The organism is Arsenicicoccus cauae, from assembly GCF_043162025.1.
Lineage (GTDB): Bacteria > Actinomycetota > Actinomycetes > Actinomycetales > Dermatophilaceae > Arsenicicoccus > Arsenicicoccus cauae.
Genome location: NZ_CP171001.1, coordinates 1,687,294 through 1,705,740, shown reverse-complemented (window position 1 = coordinate 1,705,740; position 18,447 = coordinate 1,687,294). Strand labels below are relative to the sequence as shown.

Here is an 18,447-nt window from a genome sequence, read left to right as displayed (position 1 = left end):
GGTTGATCTCATGCCCGACGCCCCTACGCCCTCCGTCCCTGAGGGCTCCGTCCCCGGGGGCTCCGTCCCCGCCCGCGCCGTCGTCGTCGGCGCGGGGGTCACCGGCCTGCTCGCCGCCCGCCGGCTCGCCCAAGCCGGCGCCCGCGTGACCGTCCTCGAGGCCGGCGACCGCGTCGGGGGGCAGGTCTGGAGCGTGGACTTCGCCGGGCGGCGCTGCGAGCTGGGGGCCGAGGCGGTCCACCTCGCGTCCCCCGCCGTCACGGCCCTCGTGCGCGAGCTCGGTCTCGAGGACTCGATGATCCGGTCCAACCCCGGCGCCACCTGGCTCGCGACCCGCCGCGGGCTGCGCCGCCTGCCGCAGGGCGTGGGGCCCACCGGACCGACCCAGCTGATGCCCGTGGTCCGCTCCGGGATCGTCTCGGCCCCCGGGCTGGCCCGCGCCGCCCTCGAGCCGCTCGTCGCGCGTCGCCACCGCGTCGAGGGTGACATGTCGGTGGGGCGCTTCGTGCGCGAGCGGTTCGGCGACGAGATCGCCGACTCGTTCGTCGACCCCATGCTGGGTGGGCTGCACTCCGGCGACATCGACCAGCTGTCGCTGCAGGCGGCGTCGCCCATGCTCGCGGCGGTCGCGCGGGACGGCCGCTCGCTCACCCTGTCGGTGCGCACGCGCAAGGCCGGTCCGAGCGTGGCGCCGTCGATGTTCGCGACCTGGCCGCAGGGACTGTCCACCCTCACCGATCACCTCCTCCAGGGCGTGGACGTCGACGTGCGCCTGTCCTCACCCGTCGCCTCCGTGCGACGAACCGAGCAGGGGTCGTATGCCGTGACCACCGCCTCCGGCGAGGACCACCACGCCGACGCCGTGGTCCTCGCAGTCAACGCCGCCGTCGCCGCCCGTGTCCTGGCCGACGCCTCCCCCGACGCCGCCGCACCGCTCGCCCGCGTGCGGTCCGCGTCGCTGGCCTCGGTGCTCGTGGCGCTACCCGCTGCCGCGGCGCAGCGGTGCCGCCCCATCGCCGACGGCACCGGCATCATGATCCCGAGCCGGCTCGGGCTGCGCCTCAAGGCGGCGACCTTCCTGTCCTCCAAGTGGCCCCAGCTGTCCGGCGGCGACACCACGCTCGTGCGCCTGTCCGCCGGCCGCGACGGCTCGACGATCGTCGACGACCACACCGACGCCGAGCTGATCGAGCTGCTGCTCGCCGACCTGCGCGAGCTCACCGGCCTGGACGCGCAGCCCGTCGAGACGCGGCTGCACCGCTGGCTCGACACGGCACCCCAGCTCGTCGTCGGGCACCAGCAGCGGCTGGCCACGGCCCGCGCCGCCCTGGCCCGTGACCTGCCGGGCGTCGTCGTCGCCGGCGCCTCCCACGACGGCGCGGGGATCAGCGGCTGCGTCACCTCCGCCCTGCAGGCGGTCACCACCCTCACCGAGAGGCCCCTGCGATGAGCTCCCCCGGTCCCGACCTCGCCAAGGCCGTCCGCCACCAGCGGCACGACGTCGCGGACAAGCCCTTCATCACGATCTGGGAGGTCACCCGGGCCTGCCAGCTCGCGTGCCTGCACTGCCGCGCCGACGCGATCACCCGCCGCGACCCCCTCGAGCTGACCCTCGACGAGGGCCGTGCCCTGCTGGAGCAGATCGCGTCCTTCCCCAAGCCCTACCCCCTCGTCGTGCTCACCGGCGGCGACCCCTTCGAGCGCCCTGACCTCGCCGAGCTCACGGCATACGGCACCTCCCTCGGCCTGTCCATGGCCCTGTCGCCCTCGGCGACCCCCAACCTGACCACCGCGCGACTGGCCGAGCTGCGCGACGCCGGCGGCAAGGCGGTGTCCCTCTCGCTCGACGGGGCGCAGGCTCCGACGCATGACGCCTTCCGCGGCTTCGAGGGCACCTTCGAGCGGACGCTGGAGTCGGCGCGGATGGTCACCGATGCGGGCTTCCGGCTGCAGATCAACTCGACCGTCACCCGCTCGACGGTGCTGGAGCTGCCGCGGCTGCTCACGACCGTCCTCGACCTCGGCGCCAAGCTGTGGAGCGTGTTCTTCCTCGTCCCCACCGGGCGCGGGCAGCAGCTGGAGGCCCTCACGGCCGACGAGGTCGAGGACGTGCTGCACTGGCTCGTCGACGTCTCTCGCTTCATCGGCATCAAGACCACCGAGGCGCCGCACTACCGCCGCGTCGTGCTGCAGCGCCTCGCGGCCGAGCGGGACGGCGCGGACCTCGGGGCGCGGGGCGAGCTCTACCGCCGGCTCACGCTCGCCACGGCCGAGCTGCTCGGCGACCGCGAGGTGCGCGAGCGCCCCGCCCGGCCACCGATCGACGTCAACTCGGGTCGCGGCTTCGTGTTCATCGACCACCAGGGGTGGGTCTACCCGTCGGGCTTCCTCCCCCACCGCGCCGGCAACGTCCGCGAGACCCCCCTGCCGCAGATCTATCGCGAGTCGCCGATCATGCGGTCGCTGCGGACCCCGCAGCAGTTCGTCGGCAAGTGCGGGGTGTGCGAGTTCCGCGAGGTGTGCGGCGGGTCGCGCTCCCACGCGTATGCCGTCACCGGGGACCCGCTTGCCTCCGACCCCACGTGCGCCTACCTGCCCGCGTCGGTCTCGCCCGACGGGCCGCTGCTCTCCGAGGCGCCCGCGGCAGCCCGGATGCGCGCGCACGCCCACTGAGCCGTCACTCCCGACTCGTCTCGGCGCCGGTCGCAGGCGACGACACGCGGGCGCAATGAGGGGACTGGTTCAGGATTCACCCACAATGAGCGGGTGCCGCACCGAACTCCCCCCTTCGTCCTGGCCCTCGGGCTCGCCGCCGCCGGGCTGAGCGGGTGCGGCGGGTCCGGCGCTGCCACCCCCTCGACGGTGACGGTCACGGCCCCCGCCGTCACCCACACCGTCATCGCCCCGACCGACGACGAGCGGCCCGCCGGTAGCCCGTCCTCGACCAGCGCGTCGCCCACCACCGCCGCATCGTCCACGACGGCCGCCTCACCGTCGAGCTCGGCGGCCGCACCCACGACGAGCCCCGCTGCATCGTCCACCTCCACCCCGGCGGCGGAGGGCGTCACCGAGGCGGGCTTCGACGCGGCCGCGGGTGCCTACCTCAAGGGCCGCAAGGGCCACGTCGGCATCGTCGCGGTGGACCTCAGCGACGGCCGCCAGGTGCAGCACAACCCGGGTCAGCGGTGCGAGACGGCCAGCATGGTCAAGCTCGACGTGCTGCTCACCCTGCTGCTGCAGCGCCAGGACGCAGGCCAGGAGCTGAGCGGCTCCGACCGCGCACTGACCTCCTCGATGATCGTCTACAGCGACAACAACGCCACCACCACGCTGTGGGGACGCGTCGGGCAGCACGAGGGCGTGCGGGCCGCCAACAAGAGGTTCGGGATGACCGAGACCGAGCCGGGCACGGCCTACCGCTGGGGCCTGACCACGACCACGGCCGCCGACCAGGTCCGCCTGCTGCGCAACCTCGTCCGCACCGACGGACCGCTCAACCAGGCCAGCCGGGACTATGCGCTCGACCTGCTCGGACGCGTGTCGGAGGAGCAGGACTGGGGCATCTCGGCGGCCAACCCGCACGAGGAGGCCCAGCTCAAGAACGGCTGGCTCCCCCGCTCCGACGGCTGGGTCGTGACCTCGGCCGGGCGCGTGCAGACCGCGGCCGGGCACGAGCTGCTGATGGCCGCCGTCAGCTGCGAGGTCAGCACCCAGCAGCACGGGATCGAGACGATCGAGCACCTCTCCGAGATGGCCGCGTCCGCTCTCGACCGCTGACCGGGGGCGCCGCCCACCCGCGCCCTCACCTCACCTCGCCCTCACTCTCGTTGCGAGGAGGCAAATGGGGGGTTGACCAGCACGAACAACCCCGTTTCGTCGCCCCTCGACGCCCGGGGTGGGTGCGCGCCCGGGGTCACTCCCACTCGATGGTGCCCGGCGGCTTGCTCGTGATGTCGAGCACCACCCGGTTGACCTCGCTCACCTCGTTGGTGATGCGGTTGCTGATCGTGGCGAGGACGTCATACGGCACTCGCGACCAGTCGGCGGTCATGGCGTCCTCCGAGGACACGGGTCGCAGCACGATCGGGTGGCCGTAGGTGCGGCCGTCCCCTTGCACACCCACCGAGCGCACGTCGGCGAGCAGCACGACGGGGCACTGCCAGATCTCGCGGTCCAGCCCGGCCTCGGACAGCTCCTCGCGGGCGATGGCGTCGGCGCGGCGCAGGATCTCCAGGCGCTCGGCCGTCACCTCTCCGATGATGCGGATGCCCAGCCCCGGCCCCGGGAAGGGCTGGCGCCACACGATGGCCTCGGGCACGCCCAGCTCGAGGCCCACCTGGCGCACCTCGTCCTTGAACAGCGTGCGCAGCGGCTCGACGAGCGCGAACTGCAGGTCGTCGGGCAGGCCGCCGACGTTGTGGTGGGACTTGATGTTGGCCGCGCCCTCGCCGCCGCCGGACTCGACGACGTCGGGATAGAGAGTGCCCTGCACCAGCCACTTGACGGGGTGCTCCTCGTCGCCGCGGTCCTCGACCACGTCACGCGCCGCCTGCTCGAACGCCCGGATGAACTCGCGACCGATGATCTTGCGCTTGGTCTCGGGGTCGGTGACGCCCGCCAGCGCGGTCAGGAACTGCTCCCGTGCGTCGTAGACGATCAGGTCCACCCCGGTCGCCTCGACGAACTCCCGCTCCACCTGCTCCCGCTCGCCCTCGCGCAGCAGGCCGTGGTCGACGTGCACGCAGGTGAGCTGGTCGCCGACGGCCTTCTGCACGATCGCCGCGGCGACCGCCGAGTCGACCCCGCCCGACAGGGCGCAGAGCACGCGATCCTCGCCGACCTGCTCGCGCACCGCGGCGACGAGCTCGTCCGCCACGTTGTCCGGGGTCCAGTCGGTGTCGATGCCGGCCCCCCTGACCAGGAAGTTCTCCAGCACGCGTTGACCGAAGGTCGAGTGCAGCACCTCCGGGTGCCACTGCACGCCGTAGAGCCGCCGCTCGTCGTCCTCGAACGCCGCCACGGGGGCGCCCGACGTCGCCGCCGTCACCCGCATGCCGTCGGGGGCCTCGGTCACCGAGTCGCCGTGGCTCATCCACACCGACTGGTCGGCCGGCTGACCGTTGAACAACGTCGAGGTGGTGTCGCTCACCTGTGCCTGCGTGGCGCCGTACTCGCCGAGGCCGGTGTGGGCCACGGTCCCGCCGAGCGCCTGCACCATCGCCTGGAAGCCGTAGCACATCCCGAACACGGGGATCCCCGCCTCGAGCAGCGCCGGGTCGAGGCGGGGGGCGCCGTCGGCATACACGCTCGAGGGCCCACCGGACAGGATGATCGCCGAGGGCTCCTTGGCGAGCATCTGCTCGGTGGACCAGGTGTGCGGCACGACCTCGGAGTAGGCATCGGCCTCACGCACCCGACGGGCGATGAGCTGGGCGTACTGCGCGCCGAAGTCGACGACGAGAACCGGCTTGGCCTGGAGGGACTCACTCACGCGGCCAGCCTACCGTCGACCTCGTGGGCCACCTTGCGCTCGACCCAGAAGGACAGGAGGGGCACCACGCCGGCGAGCATGACGCCGACCATCTTGCCGAGCGGCCAACGGGCGGCGAACCCGAGGTTGGCCGTGCACGCGATGTAGATCATGTAGAGGAAGCCGTGCGGCATGGCCCACCAGTCGAGCACATCGTTCTCGAAGCCGTACTTGAGGATCATCTCGAGCACGAGCAGCAGCAGCCCGACGCCGACGACGAAGGCCATGACCTTGAAGGGCGTGAGCGCCTTGCGGACGGTCTCCGGGTTGTCATAGGGCTGGGGCCGGGTGGTCATCGGTCGGTCTCTCCTCGGGGGCTGGGTCGTCGTTGTCGTCGGTGGGATCAGGTCGTATGCCGGACTGGTGGTCCTCACGCACCATCCGCCACCAGAGGTAGACCGCGAACGCCGCGAAGACCCACCACTGCAGCGCGTAGGCGACGTTGCGCACGTTGAGCTGGGACTCCGGCTGGGGCGGGGGGATGCGCTCGAGGGCGGTGCCTGCGGCGAGGTCCGGGCGTTCGGACCCGGCCAGGACGAAGGCGTTGTAGAGGTCCTGCGGCCACCGGTTGACCAGCACCGCGAGGTCGATGGAGCCGAGCTGGCCGGCGGGCACGGCCGCGTCGGAAGGCGACTCGCCCGGCGCCAGCGTCCCGGTCACCGTCACCGTCGAGCGGGGCGCGGCCGGGGCCGCCGCCGGGCTGGTCACGAAGCCCCGCACGACGGCCACACGCGCCCGCGTCCCCTGCTCGTCGAGCGGCGTCACGACCCAGTAGCCGGTGCGCCCCCCGAGCAGTCGCTGCGGCACGAGGAACTGGCCGGACGGGTCGTAGGCGCCCGTCACCTCGACGCGGCGGTTGGACATGACGCCCTCGAACGCCGCGTGCGGCCGGACGATCTCGTGCAGCGGGGCGGCGGGCTGGGCCTGGGCCTCGGCCAGGGCCTTCTTGGCTCCCTGGTCCTTGGAGACGTCGAGCTGCCACAGCCCGAGGCGGGTGAACGCGAGGACGACGAGCACCACGAGAGCGAGCAGCCCCAGCCAGCGGGGCTTGAGCGCGGTGCGGATCACCGTCCTACCCTAGGCGACCCGGCTGGGCGCCCCGTGCACGAGGGTCCTCAGTCGTGGGCGGGCCCGGAGGGCGTCGCCGTCGGCTGCCCGCCCTTGGGCGACGGGGCGGGCGTGCCGCCCTTGGCCTCGTCGAGGACCAGGATCGACCCGCTGTAGCAGGACACCCACACGGCATTGCGCGTCGGCTCGTAGGTCACGCCGATGGGGCTGGGATCGGTGGCCACGACCTGCTGGACGGTGAGGTCGCCGGCCCGGACCTTGGTCATGGCGGCGGCCCCGTAGCTCACGACATACAGCGCTCGTCCGTCGCGGCTCATCGCCATCGACCGCGGCTGGCTCGCGAGGGAGACGGACCTGTCGACCTTGCCGGCGGCGACGTCGACGCGCACGAGGGTGTTGGCGTCGTTGTTGGTGACGTAGAGGTGCTTGCCGTCGGCCGACACGACCAGCGCCCGCGGTCCCTTGCCGGGCTTGACCAGAGGCGTGGCGGTCCGCGAGGCCAGGTCCACGCGGTAGACGGTCTCCCCGCCCATCTCGGCGACGTAGGCGGTCGTGCTGTCGGGGCTGATCGCGATGCCGCGCGGGTGGGCGCCGATCTTGACGGTGGCGACCTCCTTGGCCTGCGCCACGTCGACGATCGACAAGGTGCCCGAGCACCAGTTGGTGGCGAGCAGGGTCCGCTGGTCGGGGCTCAGCGCGACGACCTTGGGGACCGCGCCGACCTGGATGACCTGGTCGACCTTGAGGGAGGCCGCGTCGAGGCGATAGACATAGGACCGGTCCACGCCCGAGGTCGCGGTGCAGTCGTCGAAGCCGTTCTTGGTGAACCCCGGGCCGTACATCGAGTAGTTGGACACGTAGGCCTTGGCGCCGTCGCTGGTCCAGGCCGCCTCGACGGGCGCGCCCTTGACGGCGCCCTTGGCGCCCGCGACGCCGAACTGTCCGAGGTCCACCGCGTCGGGGACGGTCGCCCTGAGCTGGCCGTCGGCGCCGTATGCCGTGAGCGTGTGGCGGTACATCATGTTCTGCGCGATCACGACGCCGCTCGGGGACGCGGCCACCGACTTGGGGTTGATGTTGCCCGTGATCGTCTGCCGCCTGACCAGCTGCGTCCCCGACACGTCATAGGCAGCGCGCTGCGCGGCCAGCGCGGCGGTCGCGGGGTCGTCGCCCCCACCACCGACGAGGGCCCGGCAGGCGCGGACGCCGCCGAGCACGAGCAGCAGCAGGAGCACCAGCGCAGTCACGCCCACGATGCGCCGACGGCGCACGTAGACGGGGTCGCGACGCACGACGAGCTTCACGGGGCGTCCTCCAGCACCAGGTCGGGACTGTCCCAGGTCGGGCGTGTCCCCTGTCCGGCTCAACCTAGCCGGACCAGCCCGCGGTCCCGCGCAGAAACCCCGCGGGCATCAGCGCCAGCCGGTGAGGCGCAGGGACCGCAGGCCGCTCGTCAGCATGGTCGTCCACAGCGCCTGGTCGACGCCGGCCGGGCCCTGCACGGGGACGAGCCGCTGCACGGCGACGTTCTGCTCCTCGGTGTACTTGCGGATCCCCTCCGCGCCGTGGCGGCGGCCCAGACCCGACTGCTTCATCCCGCCCATGGGCGCACCGACGGCGGTCCACGCCGCGGCGTAGCCGTCGTTGACCCCGACCGTGCCCGCGTCGATGCGGCGCGCCAGCTCCTTGCCGCGTCGCACGTCACGGGTCCACACCGACGCGTTGAGCCCGTAGTCCGTGTCGTTGCACATGGAGATCGCGGCGCGGTCGTCACGGGCGCGGTAGACGCTGACGACGGGCCCGAAGGTCTCGCCGCGGGCGCAGAGCATGTCCTCGGTCACGTCCGTCAGCACCGTGGGCTCGTAGACATAGGGCCCGATGTCGGGGCGGGTGCGTCCGCCGGTCAGGATCGTCGCACCCTTGGCGCGGGCGTCCTCGACGTGCTCCGTCACGGTGGCCAGCTGCTGCGGCCCGGCGAGCGAGCCCATGTCGGCGCCGTAGGCGAGGTCGACCGAGAGCCTCATCTGGCGCACCAGCGCGACGAGTCGACGGACGAAGTCGTCGGCGATCGCCTCGTGGCAGATGATCCGCTCCGCCGAGATGCACAGCTGACCGGCGCTGCCGAAGGACGCGGTGACGGCGCCACGGGCCGCCCGGTCCAGGTCGGCGTCCGCGGCCACGTAGAGGGGATTCTTGCCACCCAGCTCCAGCGAGCAGCCGACCAGCCGCTCGGCGCAGGTCGCGGCGACCGTGCGTCCCGTCGCAGTCGACCCCGTGAAGCACACGTAGTCGGTCAGCTCCACGACCGCCTGCCCGGCGCTCGGGCCGTCGCCGAGCACTACCAGCAGGACCCCGTCGGGCAGGCCGGCCTCCTCCAGCAGCTGCACGGCGCGCAGGCAGCTGAGGGCCGACCGGTTGTCCGGGCGCAGCACGACCGCGTTGCCGGCCAGCAGCGCGGGGATGGCGTCCGTGATCGACATCGACAGCGGGTAGTTCCACGGCGCGACGACCCCCACCACGCCCTTGGGGCGGCGCGCGGCCCGAGCGGTGGTCAGCAAGGGCAGCCCGCCCTGCGCCGACGTGCCCGCGAGGTAGCCGGGCAGGCGGCGCGCGTAGTGACGGCTCACGATGGCCGTGTCGGCGACCTCCTCGAAGGCGTGGAAACGCGTCTTGCCCGACTCCAGCTGGACGAGGTCGAGCAGCTCGGACTGGTGCTCCAGGACCAGGTCGTGGAAGCGCAGCAGGATGCGGGACCGGTCCCCCAGACGGGTCCGCGCCCAGCGCACCTGCGCCATACGACCGGCACGGACCGCCGCCTCGACGTCGGCCCGCGAGGACTGGGCCACCGTGCCCAGCACCTCCCCCGTCAGCGGCGTCGTCAGCTCGACCGCGGGGACGGTCCCGTCGCTGACCACCCCCCGGCTGACCTGGTCGATCCACGCCTGGTCGACCGTATGCCGGGGCGCCCCACCCACGACGGGGTTGCCGGTGGCGGCGCGGAGGGAGGAGGGCTTCGCGGGCGTCGACAGGCTCATGCGCTGACCGTACTACGCAGTCATGACAGGCCCCCGGGCCGCTGTCGCGCACGTCACTCACCTGGTTGACGGCCCGGGTTTGGCAGGCTGGGGCCGTGAGACGAGCTGCGCGGGCCACCGCGATCCTGACGGTGACCTACCTCGGCGTCCTGTCGGTGGGCAACACCGACTCGCGACGCTGGCTCTACCTGCTCGTGTCCCTGTCCGCGTGGATCGCCTTCGGGCTCGTGGCGCGCTGGTTCTTCCACGTCGGCCGCCCGGGTCCCGCGGACGACGCCGGCCCCGCGGATGACACGCCCGCTGCGCGCCGGCCCCTGCTCGCCGTCGCCGCCCTGGCGCTCGTCGTCCAGCTCCCCGGCCTGTTCTTCCCCCCGGCCAGCTCGACCGACCTCAACCGTTACGTGTGGGACGGCCGGGTGCAGCTGGACGGCGTCGACCCCTACCGCTACGTGCCGTTCGACGACCGGCTCGCCCACCTGCGCGACCCGATCCTGTTCCCGGGCCTGCGGCCCGACGAGGCCTCCGGCATCACCACCGAGCCCCTGCCTGCGGACCGCGAGGGGGTGCTCGAGTACGCCCGCAACGACGCACGCTCCCCCATCAGCCGCCCGCGCTTCCTCACGCCCTACCCGCCCGTCGCCGAGGCCTACTACGCGGCGGTGTCGGCAGTGACGCCGTGGTCGTGGGGGTCCAAGGGCTTCCAGGTGAGCGGGGCCCTGCTCGCCGTGGCGACGTCGGTGCTGGTCGCGCGCTACCTGCGCTCCCGTGGCCGGGACCCCTTCCAGGCGCTCGTCTGGGCCTGGTCGCCGACCGTCGTGCTGGAGGCCGGCAACGGCGGCCACGTGGACGTGCTCGTCGCCCTGCTGATCGTCCTCGCCGTCATGGCCGCCGTGCACCGACGGGCAGCGCTGGTGGTCGGGGGGCTCGTCGGCCTCGCGGCGGCGGTCAAGCTCACGCCGTTCGTGGTGCTGCCGGCGTTCACGCCGTGGCGGTTCACCCGGGGGGACGGGTCCCCGGCCGGCGTCTGGGGCGGCATACGACGCTCTCTCGTGGTGGGCCTGACCGCCATCGGTCTGGTGGTGCTGGTCTATCTGCCGCACTACCTCGCGGTCGGCCCCGCGATCAAGGGGTCGCTCGACGGCTACCTCGCCGAGGAGGGCGGGGAGAACCGCGCGTCGCTGCTCACCCTCGTGCTGCCGCTGCCGGTCGCCAACGTCGTCGCGGTCGTGGTCTGCCTCGGCGTCGCGGCCTGGGCCGTCCTCGGGCGCCGCGGCCGCGAGGACGAACCCGCGCTGCCCGCGCTCTACCTCTACGGCGCGCTGCTGCTCACGACCACGCCCGTGCTCGCGTGGTACTCCCTGCCGCTCGTGGCGCTGGCCGTCATGGTCGGGCGGCCGGAGTGGCTCGCGCTCGCCGTGGCGGGCTGCTGCGCGTACGGGGGCCACGGGGCGTACCCCGCGACCCCCGTCGCGTATGCCGCGGCGCTGCTCGTGATCTATCTCGTCACGGTGCGCCGGGTCAGGCGTCGTCGTCCGCCAGCAGCGACTCCGCCGCGGCCAGCACCACGCACGACGTGAGCACCCGCAGCGCCGTGTCCAGGTCATCGGTCGACGGCATGGTCGGGGCGATGCGGATGTTGCGGTCGTCCGGGTCCACGCCGCCCGGGTAGGTCGCGCCGGCGGGCGTCAACGCCACCCCGGCCTCCTTGGCGAGCTCCACGACCCTTCCCGCCGTGCCGGGCACGACGTCGAGGCTGATGAAGTAGCCGCCGTCCGGGTCGGTCCACTCGGCGATCCCCAGCTCGGCGAGGTCCTTCTCGAGGTGACGCAGCACGGCGTCGAACTTGGGCTCGAGGATCTCGCGGTGCTTGTGCATGTGCGCCTTGACGCCCTCGGTGCTCTCGAAGAACCGCAGGTGGCGCAGCTGGTTGAGCTTGTCCGGCCCGATCGAGCGGAAGCCGTCACGCGCGAGGAACCACGCGACGTTGGCCGGGGACGAGGCGAAGAACGACACGCCACCGCCGGCGAAGGTCACCTTGGACGTCGAGCCGAAGACGAACGCGCGGTCGGGGTTGCCCGCCGCCTCGCACGCCTCGAGGATCGGGTCCAGCTGCGCCTCGCTGCTGCGCAGGTGGTGGATGGCGTAGGCGTTGTCCCAGTAGACGCGGAAGTCCGGCGCCGCGGTCTGCATCGCCGCGAGGCGCCGCACGGTCTCGCTGGAGTAGGTCACGCCCGTCGGGTTGGAGTACTTGGGGACGCACCACATGCCCTTGAGGGTGGCGTCCTTGGCGACGAGCTCCTCGACGAGGTCCATGTCGGGGCCGTCGGGGGTCATCGGGACGGTCACCAGCTCGACCCCCAGCTCCGAGCACACGGTGAAGTGCCGGTCGTAGCCCGGCACCGGCGCCAGGAACCGCACCGTCTGCCCCGCCCAGCCCGTGCCCTCCGGCGCCCCGGGCGGCGCGTGGAAGAACGACGCCGACACACACTGGTGCATCAGCGACAGCGACGAGTTGTCCCGCACCACCAGCTGGTCCGGGCGGACGTCGAGCAGCGGGGCAAAGATCTCGCGCAGCTCGGTGAGCCCCTGCGTCGCGCCGTAGTTGCGCAGGTCACCCTCGGCCTGCGTCGTGTGCTCCCCCTCGGCCAGGACGGTCAGCATCCGCTCGCTGAGGTCGAGCTGCGCGGAGCAGGGCTTGCCGCGCGTGATGTCGAGCTTGAGCCCCGAGGCCTTGGCCTCCTCGTGCTCCCGGCGGGCGCGGTCGCGCGCCTCTCGGAGCAGCTGCGGGTCGACGGTCGGGTGGTTCACAGTGTCCTCCGGTGCTCGAGGTGGTCGACGCCCCCGACCCTACCGACCTGGGCCGTATGCCGCGCGCCCCGTTCACGCCCCAGCCGCCCCCCGCGCGGGCGGTTGCGTGTGACATTTCTGCGCTCCGAGCGCAGGTTGTGCACGTGGACGCGGCCCGGGTGCGACATTTCTGCGGTCGCAACGCACAAAGTGCACATTCAGGCAGCCGAGACGTGACACTTCTGCGCTCCAAGCGCACCCATGTCCGCCACAGCGTCCCCTAGGCGCAACCTCCGCTGCGCCCTTCGTCACTGAATACCTACTGGCTCAGCTCCTCGGACTCCGCTACGGCCGCACCCTCCTCCGTCGGGCGCAACCTCCGCTGCGCCCTTCGTCACTGAATACCTACTGGCTCAGCTCCTCGGACTCCGCTACGGCCGCACCCTCCTCCGTCGGGCGCAACCTCCGCTGCGCCCGTCGTCACTGAGCCGTGTACGGGTTGACCACGACCTCCACCCGCTGGAACTCCTTCAGGTCGCTGTAGCCCGTCGTGGCCATGGCGCGACGCAGCGCACCGATCATGTTGGTCGTGCCGTCGGCCGTGTGCGCGGGGCCGAAGAGCAGCTCCTTCAGCGGCGCCGCGCCGCGGACGTGCACGCGAGCGCCGCGCGGCAGCTCCTCGTGGCGCGCCTCCGACCCCCAGTGGTAGCCCTGGCCGGGGGCGTCGGTCGCGCGCGCCAACGCCGCACCGATCATCACCGCGTCGGCGCCGCACGCGACGGCCTTGACGATGTCGCCAGCCCGGCCCACCGAGCCGTCGGCGATGACGTGGACATAGCGACCGCCCGACTCGTCGAGGTAGTCGCGCCGGGCCGCCGCCACGTCCGCCACCGCGGTGGCCATCGGGGCGTGGATGCCAAGGGTCTGCCGGGTGGTGCTGGCCGCTCCCCCGCCGAAGCCCACGAGGACCCCGGCCGCGCCGGTGCGCATGAGGTGCAGGGCCGCCGTGTAGGTCGCGGCACCGCCGACGATGACCGGCACGTCCAGCTCGTAGATGAAGCGCTTGAGGTTGAGCGGCTCGGCCCGGCCGGACACGTGCTCGGCCGAGACCGTGGTGCCGCGGATGACGAACAGGTCGCAGCCGGCGTCCACGACGGTCCGCCAGTGCTCCTGCGTGCGCTGCGGCGAGAGGGCGCCGGCCACGGTGACGCCGGCGTCCCGGATCTCCTTGAGGCGCGCAGTGATCAGCTCGGGCTTGATCGGCTCGGCATAGATCTCCTGCATGCGGCGCGTGACGTCGCTCCCGCCGAGCGAGGCGATCTCGTCGAGGAGGGGTTGAGGGTCGGCATACCGCGTCCACAGGCCCTCGAGGTCGAGGACACCGAGCCCACCCAGGCGACCGATGGCGATCGCCGAGGCCGGCGAGACGACCGAGTCCATCGGCGCCGCCATGATCGGCAGGTCGAAGTGGTAGGCGTCGATCTGCCACGACACCGACACCTCCTCGGGGTCGCGGGTGCGACGGGAGGGGACGATCGCGATGTCGTCGAAGGTGTAGGCCTGGCGGGCGCGCTTGCCACGTCCGATCTCGATCTCGGTCACGTCTGGTGCCTGTCTGTGGAGGTGAAGGGGTGGTGCGGGGCAGGGGCAGGGGCAGGTCAGCGGCCGCTGTAGTTGGGTGCCTCGGCAATCATCTGCACGTCGTGCGGGTGGCTCTCCTTGAGCCCCGCGGACGTGATGCGCACGAACTGCCCCTTGGCCTGAAGCTCGGGCACGGTGCGCGCCCCGACGTAGAACATCGACTGGTGGAGCCCGCCCACGAGCTGGTGGGCCACGGCCTGCAGGGTGCCGCGGTAAGCGACCTTGCCCTCGATCCCCTCCGGCACGAGCTGGTCGTCGCTGGTGACGTCGGCCTGGAAGTAACGGTCCTTGGAGTAGGACTTCTTGGTGCGCGAGCTCATCGCACCGAGAGAGCCCATGCCGCGATAGGTCTTGAACTGCTTGCCGTTGACGAAGATCAGCTCGCCGGGGCTCTCCTCGCAGCCGGCGAGCAGCGAGCCGACCATCACCGAGCTGGCACCTGCGACGAGCGCCTTGGCGATGTCGCCGGAGTACTGCAGTCCGCCGTCGGCGATGACCGGGACGCCGGCCGCCGTGGCCGCCTGCGCCGCCTCGTAGACCGCGGTGATCTGCGGGACCCCCACGCCGGCGACGATGCGGGTCGTGCAGATGGATCCCGGGCCGACACCGACCTTGACCGCGTCGACGCCGGCGTCGACGAGCGCGGCGGCGCCGGCGCGGGTGGCGACGTTGCCGCCGATGATCTGGACGTGCCGGGTCGCGCTGTCGCCCTTGAGGCGCTTGATCATGTCGATGAGCAGGCGCGCGTGGCCGTGCGCCGTGTCCACCACGAGCACGTCGACACCGGCGTCGATGAGGGTGGTCGCGCGCTGCCAGGACTCGCCGAAGTAGCCCACGGCGGCGCCGACCAGGAGCCGGCCGTGGGCGTCGTTGCTGGCCAGGGGGTACTGCTCGGACTTGACGAAGTCCTTGACGGTGATGAGACCGGCAAGCCGGCCCTGCCCGTCGACCAGGGGGAGCCGCTCGCGCTTGTGCTGGCGCAGCAGCGCCGTGGCGTCCTCGCGCGAGATGTCGACCGGCGCGGTGATGAGCGGCATGGGCGACATGACCTCGCGCACCAGCGTGGTGGCCCACTCCGCGACGGGGGTGAAGCGCAGGTCACGGTTGGTGCAGATGCCGAGCAGGGTCAGGTCCTCGGCGACGACGGGCAGGCCGGAGACGCGGTACTCCCCGCAGATCTGGTCGAGCTCCTCCAGCGTGGCGTCGGGGCCGATGGTCACGGGGTTGCTGATGCGCCCCGTCTGGGTGCGCTTGACCAGGTCGACCTGGTAGGCCTGGTCCTCGATCGACAGGTTGCGGTGCAGGATGCCGAGGCCGCCCTGACGGGCCATGGCGATGGCCATGCGCGCCTCGGTGACCGTGTCCATCGCGGCGGACACGAGCGGGATGCGGATGGTGAGCTCACGGGTCAGGCGGGTCGTGGTGTCGACCTCGCTCGGGATGACGTCGGTCTCCCCGGGCAGCAGCAGGACGTCGTCATAGGTGAGCCCCAGGGTGGCGAACTTGTCGGGCACGGCGCGGGTTTCCTCGAGGCTCATGGCGCCAGTCTATCGGCGGTGACCCGGTGGCTCGTATGCCGTCAGCCGGGGCCGGGCGTGCGTCACCGACTCAGCGCTGCTCGCCGCCGCTGCCGCCCCCGCGGCTCGTCCTGGACTCCCGCGTCGCGATCTGCGATCGCTGCTCCCCGGACGTGCGGCGCTGCGAGGTGCCGGAGGTGCGGGCACGGACGGAGGTCGCCGGGACCGACCCGACGCGCGCCGTCCCGGTGGCCGTCGCCGAGGGCGTGGGCGTGGAGGTCGGCCGGACCGTGAGAGTCGGGGACGTGGTCGGCGTCGACGGGATCGAGGTGGGCGACGTCGGCGAGGTGGGCGTGGTGGTGGGAGACGTCGGGCGCGTCGGCGTCGGCTGGGTCGGGTGGGTGGTGGGCCGCGGCGACGTGGGTGCCTGGGTCGGGGACGCGGGGGACGTCGGGGCGCCGGTCGCGGGGGTGCCGCTCGGCGCAGGGCCGGTGGGCGACGTACTCGGACGCGTGGAGGGACGGCTCGTGACCGGCCCGGCCGCGGCGGGGGCACCGTCGGGGCGCCCCGGTGAGCGGATGCCGGGACGCGCTGCCGAGGTGGAGGCGGGGCTCGGCGGGTCGGCGAGCACCAGGTGGTCGCCGCGGGAGTCGGTCGCCGTGAGGTCCTGGCGCACCGTGGCGAGCAGGGCCTGGTCGGCGTCGTCGAGCAGCGAGGGGTCACGACGGAGCTGGTCCTCGACGAGGCTCAGGACGGCGGCGGCTCCGTCTCGGTCCCCTGCCCCGAGGCGCTGGGACGCGAGGGCCAGGGCCGTGCGCACCGACCTGCCGTCCGGACCCTGGCTGGTCACGTCGGCCGTTGCGAGCACCGCGGCGTCCGCCGGCCGAGGCGCGGCCACGCCCTTCTCGACGCCGCGCTCGACCTTGCTGACGAAGCCCACCAGCCCGCCCTCGCTCGCTGCGGCGGCCACGGTCACGCCGGACAGGACGACGGCGGCCACGCCGGCCGCGACCCCCGCGCGGGTGACGAGGACCGTGCGCCTGGACGGCAGAGGTCGGGGCAGGTCGTCGACGAGGTCCGCAGGAAGGTCCTCGTCGATGTCGGCGGCCCAGCCCTGGAGCATGTCCAGCACCGGGTCGTCGTGCTCGGGGAGCTGGTCGCGGTCGGCGATCCGCTGCACCAGCTCGTCGTCGTCGCGGACGAGGCGCAGGGAGGGCTGAGGCGAGCCGTCCGGTCGTCGGGTCACCGCGATCCTCCCCCTCGGCCGGGGCGCCCATGATGGAGCGCAGCCGGGTCAGGGCGCGGTGCTGGGCCACCCGCACGGCACCGGGAGTCATGTCGAGGGAGGCCGCGACCTCCTCGGCGGACATGCCCACCGCGATGCGCAGCGTCAGGATCTCGCGCTGGGTCTCGCCCAGACGGTCGAGCAGGGCCCAGGTGTCGGCCGAGCGCTCAGCGACGAGCACCGTGTCGAGCGGGCCGGCGTCGAGGTCGACCTCGTCGGGCAGCTCGTCGGTCGGCTCGGGGGCGCGCAGGCTGGACCGCATCGCGTCGGCGACCTTGTTGGAGGCGATGCCGTAGACGAAGGCCTCGAAGGGGGCGCCACGGTCCTCGTAGCGGGGCAACGACTGGAGCACGGCGACACACACCTCCTGAGCTGCATCATCGGCTGCCTGCACACCGGCGGGAAGGGCCCCGAGGCGGGCGCGGCAGTAGCGGAAGGCGATGCGTCGGACGTCGGTGAGCAGCGCCTGCAGGGCGGCGGGCTCACCCTGCGCTGCGGCCGACACGACGTCGGCCGAGCGCGTTGCGGGCCCCGTGGGTGACATCGGCCCCGGATCCCCGGACGTTACCTCCTGCGTGGCCGCGTGCGCACCGGCGCCACGGCCGAGGGCGGCGGGACCCCCCGCGTAGACGTGTAGGCGCCGCTGGTCACGGGGGTCGGGGACGCTCATCGACACCTCCTCGGGAGCGAGGGACCAACCCCTCGTCGGGCGGGTCGCGGACACGGCGAAGGCCGCCTCGCGGGCGTACCTTCCCCCAGAGTAACCGCCCGGCCCGGCCGGAGCCACCAAGCGCGTCAGGTCAGCTGATCAGCCCGGTGCGATAGGCGATGGCGACGGCGTGAGCACGGTCCGAGGCGTCGAGCTTGCGAAAGAGCCGTCGGGCATGGGTCTTGATGGTGTCCTCCGTGAGGTACAGCTCGGCGCCGATCTCGGCATTGCTGTGCCCCTGGCTCATCCCCCGCAGGACCTCGAGCTCGCGCGCGGTGAGCGTCGCCGCCACGCCGGGACGTCCGGCACCACCTGAGCGCGGCATCGCCTCGCCGATGAACGGCGCCAGGGCCACGGCCAGCTCCTCGCGCGTGGAGTCCTTCATGACGTAGCCCTTGGCGCCGTAGGCCAGGGCGCGAGCCACGCCGTCGATGTCCTCGGCCAGCGTCATCATCATGATCTGGGCGTTAGGGCGCAGCGCCAGCAGTCGCTTGACGGCGTCCAGACCCCCCATGCCGGGCATCCGCAGGTCCGTGAGCGTCAGCGCAGGCTGCTCGGTGGCGTACTTCGCAAGGAGCTCCTCGCCGGAGGCCGCGCCGCAGACCCGGGTCACGCCGGGCAGCGAGCCGATGCGGCGCATCATCACCTCGCGGGTGAGTGGCGCGTCGTCGCACACCATCACGGTCGTCATGCGGGCCTCCGGTCGGGTCAATTCAACTACCAAGAGTTATCTTGGCTCACCAAAGCATCCAGGTGCAGGGAAATCATCGAACCCGTCGCAATCTCCCCAAGAGGACAGACCCTACCGAGACCGGGCGGACCCGGTCCGCCGCCGGGGCGCCTGATCCCCCGCATGCTCCCGGCCGTTGGCCGTG

Annotated in this window: 14 protein-coding genes and 1 pseudogene; 4 read left to right on the top strand and 11 right to left on the bottom strand. The window is 72.8% G+C overall.

Annotated features, from left to right (window positions below; all coding sequences use genetic code 11):
• Positions 1-10 precede the first annotated feature (10 nt).
• The 3 genes from hemG to ACF3NS_RS08020 all read left to right on the top strand — a co-directional run bounded on the left by hemG (position 11) and on the right by ACF3NS_RS08020 (position 3,777).
• Entirely contained in the window at positions 11-1,450 is a 1,440-nt protein-coding gene (gene hemG / locus ACF3NS_RS08030) for a protoporphyrinogen oxidase (RefSeq protein ID WP_392465383.1), read from the top strand.
• Positions 1,447-2,673, top strand: a complete 1,227-nt coding sequence (locus ACF3NS_RS08025) for a TIGR04053 family radical SAM/SPASM domain-containing protein (RefSeq protein WP_392465382.1) — start codon at positions 1,447-1,449, stop codon at positions 2,671-2,673. Before hemG ends, ACF3NS_RS08025 begins: the two co-directional genes overlap by 4 nt.
• Positions 2,674-2,766: 93 nt before the next feature.
• On the top strand, positions 2,767-3,777 hold the full coding sequence (locus tag ACF3NS_RS08020; RefSeq protein WP_288799007.1) for a serine hydrolase: 1,011 nt from the start codon (positions 2,767-2,769) through the stop codon (positions 3,775-3,777).
• Positions 3,778-3,913: 136 nt separating this feature from the next.
• On the opposite strand, the gene guaA is transcribed toward ACF3NS_RS08020, so the two are convergent.
• From guaA to ACF3NS_RS07995, 5 genes are all read right to left on the bottom strand, one after another.
• A complete protein-coding gene (guaA, locus tag ACF3NS_RS08015; RefSeq protein WP_392465379.1) occupies positions 3,914-5,491 on the bottom strand; it encodes a glutamine-hydrolyzing GMP synthase in 1,578 nt (525 codons plus the stop codon).
• Positions 5,488-5,826, bottom strand: coding sequence for a DUF3817 domain-containing protein (locus tag ACF3NS_RS08010; RefSeq protein WP_392465376.1), 339 nt, complete (start codon positions 5,824-5,826; stop codon positions 5,488-5,490). The genes guaA and ACF3NS_RS08010 overlap by 4 nt, the downstream gene beginning before the upstream one ends.
• Positions 5,801-6,598, bottom strand: coding sequence for an SURF1 family protein (locus ACF3NS_RS08005; RefSeq protein ID WP_392465375.1), 798 nt, complete (start codon positions 6,596-6,598; stop codon positions 5,801-5,803). The genes ACF3NS_RS08010 and ACF3NS_RS08005 overlap by 26 nt, the downstream gene beginning before the upstream one ends.
• Before the next feature lie 47 nt (positions 6,599-6,645).
• Entirely contained in the window at positions 6,646-7,902 is a 1,257-nt protein-coding gene (locus ACF3NS_RS08000; RefSeq protein ID WP_288799014.1) for a YncE family protein, read from the bottom strand.
• Between the two features lie 108 nt (positions 7,903-8,010).
• Entirely contained in the window at positions 8,011-9,633 is a 1,623-nt protein-coding gene (locus ACF3NS_RS07995; protein WP_392465374.1) for a succinic semialdehyde dehydrogenase, read from the bottom strand.
• Positions 9,634-9,728: 95 nt separating this feature from the next.
• Between ACF3NS_RS07995 and ACF3NS_RS07990 the strand changes: the two genes are divergently transcribed.
• Complete coding sequence (locus ACF3NS_RS07990) at positions 9,729-11,210, top strand: glycosyltransferase family 87 protein (protein WP_392465372.1); 1,482 nt, start codon at positions 9,729-9,731, stop codon at positions 11,208-11,210.
• On the opposite strand, the gene ACF3NS_RS07985 is transcribed toward ACF3NS_RS07990, so the two are convergent.
• The 6 genes and pseudogenes from ACF3NS_RS07985 to ACF3NS_RS07960 form a co-directional block, all read right to left on the bottom strand.
• Positions 11,152-12,441, bottom strand: coding sequence for an aminotransferase class I/II-fold pyridoxal phosphate-dependent enzyme (locus ACF3NS_RS07985; protein WP_288799017.1), 1,290 nt, complete (start codon positions 12,439-12,441; stop codon positions 11,152-11,154). The genes ACF3NS_RS07990 and ACF3NS_RS07985 overlap by 59 nt on opposite strands.
• Before the next feature lie 459 nt (positions 12,442-12,900).
• Positions 12,901-14,022 carry a GuaB3 family IMP dehydrogenase-related protein gene (locus tag ACF3NS_RS07980; protein ID WP_288799191.1) on the bottom strand — a complete coding sequence of 374 codons (1,122 nt, stop codon included), beginning with the start codon at positions 14,020-14,022 and terminating at the stop codon, positions 12,901-12,903.
• Between the two features lie 56 nt (positions 14,023-14,078).
• The gene (guaB, locus tag ACF3NS_RS07975; protein ID WP_154593240.1) at positions 14,079-15,599 is read right to left on the bottom strand and encodes an IMP dehydrogenase; all 1,521 of its coding nucleotides are present in this window, start codon (positions 15,597-15,599) and stop codon (positions 14,079-14,081) included.
• A 70-nt stretch (positions 15,600-15,669) separates the two neighbouring features.
• Complete coding sequence (locus tag ACF3NS_RS07970; RefSeq protein WP_392469142.1) at positions 15,670-16,824, bottom strand: hypothetical protein; 1,155 nt, start codon at positions 16,822-16,824, stop codon at positions 15,670-15,672.
• A gap of 88 nt (positions 16,825-16,912) precedes the next feature.
• Positions 16,913-17,407, bottom strand: a pseudogene (locus tag ACF3NS_RS07965) (sigma-70 family RNA polymerase sigma factor); the annotation flags it as partial.
• A gap of 256 nt (positions 17,408-17,663) precedes the next feature.
• Positions 17,664-18,263: a response regulator transcription factor gene (locus ACF3NS_RS07960; RefSeq protein WP_154593242.1), complete on the bottom strand. Its 600-nt coding sequence runs from the start codon at positions 18,261-18,263 to the stop codon at positions 17,664-17,666.
• Positions 18,264-18,447 lie beyond the last annotated feature (184 nt).